This is a genomic window from Spirosoma horti (assembly GCF_054776595.1).
In genome coordinates this window covers 106140-118308 of the sequence record NZ_BAAHBQ010000008.1, presented here as the reverse complement: position 1 = coordinate 118308, position 12169 = coordinate 106140, and the positions used below count along the sequence as shown (strand labels likewise).

Sequence of the window (12169 nt, the reverse complement as noted above, 5' to 3'; positions counted from 1 at the left end):
TAGTACTCACCTAACTTACTTCTATCACCTGATACACCATCTTGTTAAACGTAATGGTGTCATTGGCTTTCCGGCCGACCAGTGCCGAAGCAATGGGCGATGCCGCCGAAACGGCGAAATAGTCAACTCCGTCTACGGCTAATTTACCAGCCCCAATGCTGACAAAAAATAGCCCTCGATTGGTAACGACGAGGCTGCCGGGTTGAACCGTCTCATAGGTTTTATCAATATTGAGTTGGGTCAACTCCCGTTCTACTTTCTGAGCTTCGGCAAGTAACTGAGCGTGCCGGTCACGTTCGAGTTGGGCCATGGCCCGCCCAGTTTCGTACTTATCGCCCGCACTACTTTTAGACTCGGAGTTGGCCGCTTCCTGAGCAGCTTCCATCGCCTGTCGGGCCGTGTCGATGCGTTTCTGTACATACGCCTGGCACAAGGCAAATAAAGCCGCTTTTGTTTGTTGATGTAGGTTTGTCAACTTGAGGTTGGGTTTGGTGTTAACGTTGCTTCTTCTATAACGGACAGCACGACAAAGACAACGTTAATTCCAAACAGGTTCATTCATTCGGCTTCATCAATTCGTTAAAACTCGCCTTCACCCGGCTCTTTGGCTTTCTTTTTAGCCTGATGCAGCCGATAATTGAACGTCAGGTTTATTTGCCGCAAACGCCCCTGTGAACTGCTTTCGGTGTAAAAGTTAGCGCCTTCGGTAATCGATCGATAGCGCCGGGAGTTGAACACGTCGATCACGTTGAGTACCAGCGTACCGTTGTTACGCAGTACGTCCTTACTCAGCGACAAATCCAGCGTAGCAATGGCCTGTCGGGTGCCCTGTGGGGTTTTCTGGGGTGCTTCATAATTACCCCGGAGCTGGAAATCAGTACTTTTCAGGATTGTGAAGCGCGACATCAAACGCGTAAACCAGCTGTAGGTATCACTTTGGTAACTGGCATCGAGGTTGCCGCCATTGGTAACCGCCCGAAAAAAGTTTACACTGCCGTCTAATTTCCACCATTTATAGAGCGCGTAGGAGCCCGTAAATTCAGCACCGTACGAATCCTCGGTCGCCAGGTTCTCGGGACGGGTCGTCGAATTTCCCGACTCATCGACCCGCCGAATCCGAATGATTTTCCCCGTTGTATGTCGGTAATAAATCGACGAACTCATCGATCCTTTCTCGACGTATTTGATGTGGCCGATCTCGAACGCATTGGTGAACTCGGGGTTCAGGTCAGGATTTCCGCTGAAAAAATTGCGGTTATCGCTGAAGGTCATAAAGGGGCTCAGATCATTATACTGCGGTCGGCGCACCCGACGGCTGTAGCTGATTTGCAGGGCATGCTGGCGGGGCAAATCATACGTAGCGTGTACACTCGGGAACAAGTTGGCGTAACTGCGCGGGTTAACATCATTCGTTTGTTTAAGCGTTGTGGTTACGTCCGTCCACTCCGCCCGAAGCCCCATTTGATAGGAGAACTTACGGACTTTGTTACCAACGATCCCATACAGAGCATTGATTTTTTCAACGTACAAAAAATCATTGGTCAGGCCGGGTAAGGGCGTCCAGGTGTTATCCGCGCTTTGCTGGGTGACCGAATAGTCATTGGTCATGTTTCGGGAACTAACCCGCAAGCCCCCTTCCAACTTCCCATCTTTGGCAAACGGCCTCACATAATCGACCTGCACCAGCAGTTGCTTTTCGGTTTCGTCGTTGAGCGCACGTTGCAAGGTACTTGGAATAGTCGATGGGTTGCCGTCGGGCTGCGTGGTCTTCTGGGCAAAGAACTGGTCCGATTTTTCCCAGTTATCCAGATAACGCACATCGGCGGTGAGTTCATGACCTTCACGGGCGAACGTCTTTTTATAACTCACGACATATTCTGAATTAGGCTCGGTTTCGGTCTCGTCCTGCGTTCGGCTGGTAATGCTTTGCAGCACATTATTTGTGTTGACCTTGTAATCCAGGTATTGAATATCCGAGAAGCGTTTGCCTTTGCTGAGCCGCCAGGTGTACGAAGCGGTGAGTATACTTTTGGGGTTAAAATAATAGTCAATACCCGCGCGGGCATTGTTATTTTGCCCTTTAAGACGACTCGTCGAGTTCTGCCGATACACAAAGGTGGTGTCGTTATTATACACTTCCTGATAGAGTGAGCTTCGGCCGGGCGTATTTCGGAAAGAGGCTGTGTAATTGACGAAAAAGTTTAAGTTTTTGCGCCGGTAATTAATATTGGCTGCTGCGCCGAAGTTGGTTGGGTAGCCCGTAATTACGTCGAACGAGCCGTTAAAGCCCTCCTTTCGTTCTTTCTTCAATACGATGTTGATTATACCGCCCATGCCTTCGGCCTCGTAGCGCGCCGATGGGTTAGTGATAACCTCTACCCGCTCAATCATACTGCCCTGCAATTGTTGCAGGCCGCTTCCCCCCTTGAAGCTCACTAGTCCCGATGGCTTTCCGTCAATCAAAATCCGAACGCTGTTGCTGCCTCGTAGACTCACATTGCCATCACCATCCACGGCCACCGACGGAATGTTTTTCAGAATATCGGAAGCCGTCCCTCCGGCATTGGCAAGATCTTTCCCAACATTGAATATTCGTTTGTCGAGGGCCAGTTCCATCTGGCTCTTCTCTCCCCTGACAACCACTTCGTCCAGCCGTTTGGCGCTTGCCACAAGCACGAGTGAGCCCAGTTGTTTATCCTGCTCATCTACGTTGATTGCCGGTATAATTTTCTCGCGATAAGACACCGCACTAACTTTCAAAAAATAACGACCCGGCTTGGCTTGTAGCGCAAATACCCCCGACTCGTCAGCTACCACACCAGTGATCAGCACAGAATCAGCGGTTCGATGCAGCGCAACGGTCGTAAATGGGATCGGAGCTTTTTTCTCATCTACCAGCGTACCCCGAATCCAGGCCTGACGAGAAACTGGCCCCTGGGCATATAGAAATGCGGGGAAAAAGAAGAAAACAATAAACAGGTGTTTCGTAAAAGTCTTAGGCATAGTTGAGTGTTCAGTGCTGATAAGATAGGGATGGGCTTTTTAAACCGTATTTACTACGCAAAGCTAAGGCTGCCGGTCATCTACCAGTCTACCTCTGATTTTCTATCCTGATTTCAGCTTTTCCAAGAATGAAACGATCGTCCCTGTTGGCTTGCCTTCTAGACGGCGCTAAGTAAATAGGCTCTTACCGAACTAACTGACTCGCGCCGAAAATGGTGATCTATAGCATAACTCATTTCGCCTTTAAATACAATTTCAGTTATGTCTGGCTGAATATATAGCTCTAGGAAGTATCACGCTACCGGCCCTTTGTGCCTTATTTTTTTACAACTAAATCTGGCATTCATACTTTTCGGTAACGCTACCGGCAACGTTTGCAGAAAAAAAGTGCTTAAATTGCTTCTTTATATCTGTTATTATTCGGAAGCTTATAAAGATTTACAGCTACCAAGATCTGGATAGCCTTTGTTCACTCCCAGAATAGTACATAAAGATCGAATCGTATGATTGCTAAACTTACGTCTCCGGGTCCTGGTCGTCGTCAACCATACGGTGATCTTGTCGATGTTTATAGCAACGCCTTTTCCCCTGCCTACAAACTTCAGTTCAACCCGAAAGATAAGACACCTAAGTATAAGCAGATTGTGCAGTCGGTCATTACCGATATTGAGCGGGGCGTCCTGAAAAACAACGAACAATTACCCTCCATCAGTGAGTTGAGCGTGGAGTATTACCTTGCCCGGGACACTGTAGAGAAAGCCTACCGTGAACTTCGTGAGCGAGGCTATATTACATCCGTACAGGGCAAGGGCTATTATGTGCAGACAAATATGGATGCCAAGATTAAGATCCTTCTGGTTTTCAATAAGCTCAGTTCATACAAGAAAATAATTTATTACGCGTTTCTGAAAGCGCTCGGCGACAAGGCAACGGTCGATCTGCAAATACACCATTACAACGCCTGCCACTTCCAGGAAATCATTGCCAAGAACCTGGGCAAATACAACTACTACGTTGTTATGCCGCATTTTACGCAGGACCTGGATAAAGCGGATTATATGCGGGTGCTTGCTTCTATTCCGTCCAATGAACTGGTGCTGCTGGACAAAGATGTATCTGACCTGGCAGGATCACCCCTGAGCGTTCATCAGAACTTCGACAAGGATATTTGCGGAGCGCTGGAAAACGCCCAGGACTTGCTGGATAAGTATAACCGGATGGTTCTTATTTTACCCAGCGATGGCAACTATCCCGTTGAAATTGCCCACGGGTTTCGTTCGTTTTGTATCAACTACAACAAGGAATTTTCGATCAAAGAGAACGCTACTCACGAGCATTTGCAGGAAGGCACAGCCTATGTGGTCGTTGAAGAAACCGACTTGTCGGAAGTAGTCAAAAAAGCCCGGCAATCAAATTACGAGCTTGGTCATGATGTCGGTGTGATTTCGTTTAACGAGACGACGCTCAAGGAGTTACTGAATATTACAGTTATCACAACCGATTTCGAAGCGATGGGCTATACAGCCGCTTCGCTCCTGCTGGACAACAAGCGTATAAAAGTCAAAAACCCGTTCTACATGATCCGGCGCGGGTCACTATAGAACGGGTTTATTTTGAGGGGCTTATACTGCCGCCTAATGTCCTCTGGGCACTGCCTACATAAAGAGAAAGTAATCGTAGATGGTCCGGGTTACTTCCGCAATGGTCCGTTCCCGCACAGCGCCATCTTTGAGCGATGATTTGACAAAAACCGAAATGGCCACATGACCTGCGTTGCCTGGCAGGGTAATAATGCCGACATCGCTGGCGGTCAGTCCAATCGTACCCGTTTTATGCAGCACTTCCGTATCGGGCGGAAGGGCTCCTTTTAGTCGGGCAAGTCCCGTTTCGCAACGTTTCATAATATCGAGAATCAGCGCCTGACTGGCTGGTTTCAACACGGGCTGCGTATACAGTTTCGTTAGGAGTAACGTCATCGCTTCCGGGGTCGAGGTATCGCGCGGGTCCTTTTCGAAAGCTACGTAACTGGTTTCACGCGTTAAGGCCGTACTATATTTCGCCAGTGAGTCATAACGAGCGGGCGACCAGGCCTGATTCGTTTCCATGGGTATGCCCACACAATCGGCAATAAGCCAGGCCGTCGGCCGATCGACACGCAGGCCTTCAACGCCGATTCGCTTCATACACGCGTTCACTGCGGCAGGGCCTCCTGCCAAACGGAGACAAACGTCCGTTGCACTATTGTCGCTGATCAGCAGCATGAGTTCAAGCAGGCTTCTGACCGATAAGGAAACATCAGAATTCGGGGAGTTGGGCCAGTCGAACCGATCCGACAACATGCCACTACCCGGATGAAAATCATTTTTTGTGATGGGTATGAGTTGAGCCAGCGTCAGGCTACCGCTGTCCACTCGGGTCAGCAGCTGGGTGGCAATGGCCACTTTATACGAACTAGCCATTGGAAACCCTTCTTTCCCGTTTTGCGTGATGGTCTTGCCGGTCTCGATATGCGTGGCGCAGATGCCCACTTTCCCTCCCGACATATCGGACAGGCGCATAAGCTCCTGCGAAAGCCGAACCGGAACCGTAAAGGCGGCTGCGGACTCAGTTGATTTTGTTACTTTTTGCTTTTGAGCAATGGACAGGTTTGCGCAGAACAGAGGCAACAGGACAAGCAATCTGGTGTATTTGTTCATTGAGACATCCGGGGAGAAAGGTTGATTTATTTTTTGGGCAGGGCGGCCGTCATGGTCATTTCAACACTGGACCCGAACACGAGTTTCGCAACGCCTACCGTCGTACGGGCCGGGTACGTTCCTTCCTTGAAAAACTGTTTATAGACCACGTTCATCTTCGGGAAGTCGTCCATATCGCTCAAATACACCGTTACACTCACCACATCATCCAGCGAAGCGCCCGCAGCGTCGAGTACCGTTTTGATGTTCTGAATCGTTTGTTTGGTTTCGGCTTCTACCCCACCCGACACCAGTTTGCCCGTTTGCGGGTCCGTGCCTACCTGCCCAGACACAAACAGCAAGCCATTACTGATGACCCCCGGACTGAATGGATATGGATTTGCCGGTGCCTTCCCCGGTTGCACAATTTTCTTGTTTTGGCCAAATGCCGAAAGGCTGATACTGAAAACCAGGAGGCAAAGAAGAAGGTGTTTCATACTAGACAAGTTAACAGATTGATAATAAATAGTTTAGTAAAAGAATATTGATAACCACATTGGACTGTCGATGTGGTTACTCATTTTTCTGTGCACTTACTTCGACAGGAATGTCCGCAATACGGTATTGTACTCTTCGGGATCATTCAGGTACGGAAAATGGCCTTTCTGATGGAAGGTATGCACCTCCGCTGTCGTGTAATATTGTTTCAGCTTGGTTCGCAGCTCGGGGAGTATGAGAGGATCGTTATCTGATTCCAGAATCAGCAATGGAACTGCCGACTGTTTACCGTCAATGGGCTGGAATTTATCAATCACACAGTGGTAGCGGGCCAGAAACTGCGCCTTCGACATGCGTCCATAGGTGTTCTCAAGCAGTTGCGCTCCCACCAGCGGATTATTCCCGGAAGTGGGTATCACCACCTTGGTCAGGTTTTGGCGGAGTGCACCCATCACCACCCACTCGGGCAGCCAGGAAGCTAGTGAAACCCGGCTGTGGTTCTGCTCTTCGTAGATATCGTTCTTGGGAAAGGTATTACCTAAAACTGCCTTCGTTACCCGATTCGGATACGTTGCCAGCAAATACTGCGTCAGGTAGCCCCCCAGCGAACTGCCAACGACAACTGTCGAATCGACCTTTTCTTTATCCAGAATGGCCATGATGCCTTTACCCAGTTCAGACAGATTATCGACAGCGGGATAGGTAACGCTGATGACTCTATAGGCAGGGCTAAACGCGTTCATTTGTTGCCACCAGAAGTCATATCCACCCGTCATTCCGTGCAGAAACAAAATGGCTCTAGGGCCTTTTCCCAGCGTCATGTACGTCCAGGTATAGCCTTGTGTATCAATAGCGCGTGTCGGTAGCTTTCGAAAGGTTGCCAGGCCATTGATTGGTGTTTTGTCGGAGCCGGTGTATAAGTCGAGTGCGTCTTTTTCAGGCGTAGGATACAGGTAAAGCGCACCGACCAGCAGAACGGGAAGAAGCCAGAGTAATCGTTTATTCATAGGGAGGAAGGAGTAAGGAAGTAAGGTAGGTGGGTAAAAATAAACACTTTAGCGGAATTCAGCGGGGTTTCTCGCTTTCATTCATCTTTTGTTTCGGAAAGTTATATCAGGCGCGTTTTCGGATGCTTTTGAGTCAAAAAAGCTCTACTTTTTGCGTTTATCAGGTCTGTAGAAATGGCTAAAACGCAAAATGAGGACAAGGTTCAACCCCCGTCCTCATTTCACAAAATGCGTACTCTCGAGCTCTTATTTCAGCCGCTTTGCCTTGGCATCAAACATATTCATCAGGCTGCCTTTGAGGTTATCATCATCCACCTTAGCCAGATCGAGGTTAACATCGTAGCCCTGGGCCGTAAAGTATAAGGCCAGCTTATCCGTTCCTTCTTCAATTTTGGTGATTGGAATAGCGCCCTTGGTGGTATCGGCAGGCGTGGTTATCTCGCCCGTTAGTTTACCGTCTTTCCGAACCAGATTAGCCACCAGTTGTGTATCGCCATTAGGTGTTCCTGCCACTAAAATGTCCCATTTCCCGGCAAAGAAGTCGGCCGGAGCAGGGGCTTGTGCAATACTGCTCATGGCCACAATGACCAGCATAAAACAGAAAAGAATGCTTACTTTTTTCATGGCACTAAAGGGTTAAACGTGAATTGTTAGGAAAATTTTTGATTACTGACCGACAGAACCCAATACGGCTTCGATACCCATCACCACCATCAGACTGCCGAGTGCTTCCTTTGGATTCGTGAAGACGAAGTACACATCATGCGGCTTGCCATCCATTGGAACGGGCAGTTTGACCGGAACCGTTAATTGAGACGGGTTAAAATCCATTTTATCGGAAGGCTCCAGGAACGATGATTCTCCCAGTAACTTACCCGTTGGACTGTCCAGATGCACTTCAACTTTACCCCCTTTGGCATTCAGCTGGGGTTTGGGTGCGGTGGCCATGATGTGAAACTCGGTAACGCCATTCAGATCGACTTGCTTCATCGCTATATAAGCACCCGACTTGCTGGGAATGGCCAGATTGTTTCCGCCATAAGACATTTTATTCACATTGTCGTAGACGTCGAAACTATGCACATCGGCTTTGGCATTCCGCAACACAAACGTCTGCTCCGACTTCAGCGAAGGCAATCCCTTGGCGCCTTTATCTTCATACGAAGCCCGTACGATATAGACGCCTTTGCCCTTGTCGCCCGCTGGCAGACTGGCTGTGTAATTGCCCTTCACTGGCAACGCACGGGTGGGAGCGGCTTCGCTCGATACGCTGAGAATGTACTTGACCATTTCAGCAGCATCGGCGGTGGAGAGTTGTGGGTGGGCGGCCATCGCCGTTTCGCCCCAGACGCCACTGCCCCCGGAAATTACTTTCTTCGTCAACCGTTCCAGCGATGCATTATCGCCCTTGTATTTCTTGGCGACATCTGCATAAGCCGGTCCAATCGACTTTTTATTCAGGCTGTGACACGCTTTGCAGTCGCCCGCTTCGATGAGTTTTTTGCCGCCCGCCAACAGCGCTCCGGCATCGGCCGAGCGGTGTCCCTGCGCAATGGCTACCTGATCAAAGCCTTCGGGCATGTAATCGATATTAACCGCAACACGCTCGGGATCAATCCCTTTTCCTACTGTACCATCTTCTTTATCGCTTACTTTCACATCGTATCGGAACGGTTTGTTCGGCGTAAAAAATGACTTGTTGCCGCCCGGCATTTCCACCGTCAGCACCGGCGCTTCGTTCCCCACGGTAATATCCATCGACTGCGAACTGATGCCGCCTTTCCCGTCGTTCACCGTCAGAGTCGCCTTGTAGACACCGGCCTGGGCCAGCGTCAGGTTAGCATCCGACGTGTTGATCACCTTGCTGAATTTAGCTCCTCCGGCTCCCGAAGTAATCTTCCAAGAGTAGGTCAGCGCGTCGCCGTCACTATCCGTCGTTCCTTTCGCGGTCAGTTTTAGGTTCATCGGTGCCGATCCGCCCAGTTTGTTGGCCGCTACCTGCACTTGTGGCTTGCGGTTTCCTCCGTTGTATTCGATGCGAATCAGGCGGGCATCGTCATTGGCCGTAAACCAGCCGGAGCCATATTCAAGCATGTACAGATCACCGTTATCAGCAAACTCCATGTCCATTGGATTGGAGAATTTATAACTCGGCATAAACCGCTCCATCGACTGATAGTTGCCTACCGAATCCATCGTCACAGCCATGATCCAGCCGCGCATCCAGTCGTACGCCAACAGTTTACCGTCGTAGTATTTTGGAAAAGCCTGGGGCGCACCCTTGAATTCGTCAGCGTAAAAGACAGGTCCCGCCATAGCGTTACGACCACCGGCACCCACCAGCGGAAACTCCGGTGATCCATCGTACGGATACCAGATGAAGGCTTTCTGGGCCGCAGGAAGCTCGGTCAAACCCGTGTTGTTGGGAGAGGTATTGGTGGGCGCATTAACATCCCATTTATCGCCCGACTTGCTGGCGGCAAAATCATATTTAGTATACGCCTTATTATCGCCTACGAAATGTGGCCAGCCGAAGTTACCAGCCTTACGCGCCTGGCCCACTTCGTCATGCCCGGCAGGCCCCCGGTTAGCATCGGGTTTGGCCGCATCAGGGCCCACCTCACCCCAGTATACGTAACCGGTTTTGGGATCGACCGAAATGCGGAACGGATTACGGTGGCCCATAGTATAGATTTCCGGACGCGTTTTTGGGGTGCCTTTGGCAAACAGATTACCCTCAGGAATCGTATAGGTGCCGTCGGGTTGGGGTTTTATGCGGATAATCTTGCCGCGCAGGTCATTGGTGTTGGCCGACGACTTCTGGGCATCCCAGGCACTGCGTCCTTCCCGCTCATCGCTGGGGCTGTAGCCGTTCGATCCGTGCGGATTCGTATTGTCGCCCGTCGAGAGATATAGGTTTCCCGACCGGTCCCAGGCAATCGAACCGCCGGTATGGCAGCATTCTTCGCGTTGCGTGGCGATGTCCAGCAACACTTTTTTAGAGGCCATATCCAGTTCATCGCCTTTCAAGTCGAAGCGGGCCAGTACGTTTTTGGATTCGTTGGGGTCTGAATAATAGAGATATATCCAGTGATTCTGAGCAAAATTCGGGTCTTTGTTCAGACCCATTAGCCCGTCTTCGCCCATCGACTCTTTGCCTTCTTTATTGACATATTTAGTGCTGACCGGAATCTTGGTGATGGTTTTCAGCTCTTTGGTTTTGATGTTATAAAGCTGAACTTCCCCCTTCCGCTGTATGAACAGGACCCGCCCATCGCCCAATACGGTCAATTCCATGGGTTCATCGAGCTTTTCGGCTAAAATGGCTTTATTGAACCGGTTTTCTTCGGGCCGGGCTTTAGCAAAATCAAGCGGTTTGGGCGCATCACCGCCGGTCGTGTATTGGATACCCGCCCACAGGTGATTCAGAAACAAAGGCTCAGCAAATGACTCGTCGGTATGGCCCATCGCGGTGTAAAACGAACGTCCGCCATCATACGTCTGATACCAGCTCATGGGGTGAAAATCAGGATTCTTACCACCCGTATAGCTCTTTTCATCAATCTTCAGAACGACGTTTATTTTGGGTGAGATGTTCTTGAAGCTATAGAACTCATCCGTCCGGTCAAACTCATCGGGCATACCTTTGGTCGCCCAGTGATTTTTCATAGTCACGATAAACTTACCCTTCTGCACATTATTGGGCATTGGGTGGTCGAGGAAATAGGCTCCCGCCAGCTTACCATACCAGGGCCATTCATACTCCGTATCCGTGGCCGCGTGAATACCCACATAACCGCCACCGGCCTGGATATAGCGTTCAAATGACGATTGCTGCTCGTCGTTCAGAACATCGCCTGTCGTGTTAAGAAAGATAACCGTATTGTATTTCTTCAGATTGGCTTCAGTAAACTGCGTGGCCTCTTCCGTGAAACTGACGCCAAAGCCCTTCTCGGCCGACATTTTGGCCAGTGCCTTTTTACCGGCTTCGATGGACTGGTGCCGGAAGGCGGCTGTTTTACTGAAAACTAATACGTTGATTTTGGGGGACTGGGCCTGTACGGATGCGGTAGCCAGCCATAAGCCCCACATAAGGGCACAGACTAGTAGACGGTTAGCTGTCATTTCTGAAACGGTTTACAAACGATTGGTAAGCAAATGTAGCGGTAAATTATTTATTGTCTTTTTTTTAGACAATAAATTTTATTCAATTCTATATTTGTACCATCATACTTTCAGCAGAACTCAACGGACTCCGTATGCCTTCCTTACATGAACAGGACTATATTCAACAGCTTTCCATTGATTGCATCATCTTCGGTTATCAGGAAAAGCAACTCAACGTCTTAATTCCTAAACTCAAATTCAGGGGTGATTTTTGGGCGTTGCCGGGTGGGTTCATTTCCCAAAAGGAAAGTATCGACCAGGCCGCCCGCCGAATTCTGGAGGAACGAACCGGCTTGAAAGACATTTATCTGGAGCAGTTCCGGGTCTTTGGCAATACCGAGCGGACCAACATCCGTTTTTTGCAGGAATTGGTTGAACTCAATCAGGACACGTTGGGCAGTGGGCCGTTCAATCTAACCGAACTCGAGTGGATCACCCGACGCTTCGTTTCCATCGGGTATTATGCGCTGGTGGATATCAATAAGGTTGTTCCCCAGATAAGTGATATTGACCAGTCCGTTGGGTGGTATGACTGCAAGCGTCTGCCAACGCTGATTATGGACCACAACGAAATGATTGCCTGTGCGCTTGATACGTTGCGGCTAAACCTTGACCAGAAGCTCATTGGTTTTAACCTGCTTCCCGAAACATTTACGATGAAGGAAGTTCAGGAACTCTACGAAGCCATTTTTGATAAACCCCTGGCCCGCAATAATTTCCAGAAGAAAATTCTGGATTTGAATGTGTTAGAACGGCTTGATAAGAAGTTCACGGGTGCCGCCAACAAGGCACCTTACCTCTATCGCTTCCGGAAATAAC

The 12169-nt window shown here is 49.5% G+C and carries 9 protein-coding genes; 2 read left to right on the top strand and 7 right to left on the bottom strand.

What is annotated here, in order from left to right:
• Window positions 1-10: 10 nt before the first annotated feature.
• Together ACYVAM_RS24190 and ACYVAM_RS24185 are read right to left on the bottom strand one after the other, a co-directional pair.
• Entirely contained in the window at window positions 11-475 is a 465-nt protein-coding gene (locus ACYVAM_RS24190) for a 3-oxoacyl-ACP synthase (protein WP_461071883.1), read from the bottom strand.
• A 104-nt stretch (window positions 476-579) separates the two neighbouring features.
• Window positions 580-3003 carry a TonB-dependent receptor gene (locus ACYVAM_RS24185; RefSeq protein WP_461071881.1) on the bottom strand — a complete coding sequence of 808 codons (2424 nt, stop codon included), beginning with the start codon at window positions 3001-3003 and terminating at the stop codon, window positions 580-582.
• A 503-nt stretch (window positions 3004-3506) separates the two neighbouring features.
• On the opposite strand from ACYVAM_RS24185, the gene ACYVAM_RS24180 reads away from it, so the two are divergent.
• Complete coding sequence (locus ACYVAM_RS24180; protein ID WP_461071879.1) at window positions 3507-4604, top strand: GntR family transcriptional regulator; 1098 nt, start codon at window positions 3507-3509, stop codon at window positions 4602-4604.
• A gap of 54 nt (window positions 4605-4658) precedes the next feature.
• Here ACYVAM_RS24180 and bla read toward each other — a convergent pair whose 3' ends face one another.
• From bla to ACYVAM_RS24155, 5 genes are all read right to left on the bottom strand, one after another.
• A complete protein-coding gene (gene bla / locus ACYVAM_RS24175) occupies window positions 4659-5699 on the bottom strand; it encodes a class A beta-lactamase (RefSeq protein ID WP_461071877.1) in 1041 nt (346 codons plus the stop codon).
• 26 nt (window positions 5700-5725) lie between these two features.
• Window positions 5726-6175: a RidA family protein gene (locus ACYVAM_RS24170; RefSeq protein WP_461071875.1), complete on the bottom strand. Its 450-nt coding sequence runs from the start codon at window positions 6173-6175 to the stop codon at window positions 5726-5728.
• 96 nt (window positions 6176-6271) lie between these two features.
• Window positions 6272-7183: an alpha/beta fold hydrolase gene (locus tag ACYVAM_RS24165; protein ID WP_461071873.1), complete on the bottom strand. Its 912-nt coding sequence runs from the start codon at window positions 7181-7183 to the stop codon at window positions 6272-6274.
• 246 nt (window positions 7184-7429) lie between these two features.
• A complete protein-coding gene (locus tag ACYVAM_RS24160) occupies window positions 7430-7807 on the bottom strand; it encodes a hypothetical protein (RefSeq protein ID WP_461071871.1) in 378 nt (125 codons plus the stop codon).
• 42 nt (window positions 7808-7849) lie between these two features.
• Window positions 7850-11275 carry a ThuA domain-containing protein gene (locus ACYVAM_RS24155; RefSeq protein ID WP_461072373.1) on the bottom strand — a complete coding sequence of 1142 codons (3426 nt, stop codon included), beginning with the start codon at window positions 11273-11275 and terminating at the stop codon, window positions 7850-7852.
• Window positions 11276-11442: 167 nt separating this feature from the next.
• Here ACYVAM_RS24155 and ACYVAM_RS24150 point away from each other — a divergent pair, with 167 nt between their 5' ends.
• Window positions 11443-12168, top strand: a complete 726-nt coding sequence (locus ACYVAM_RS24150) for an NrtR DNA-binding winged helix domain-containing protein (protein ID WP_461071869.1) — start codon at window positions 11443-11445, stop codon at window positions 12166-12168.
• Window position 12169 lies beyond the last annotated feature (1 nt).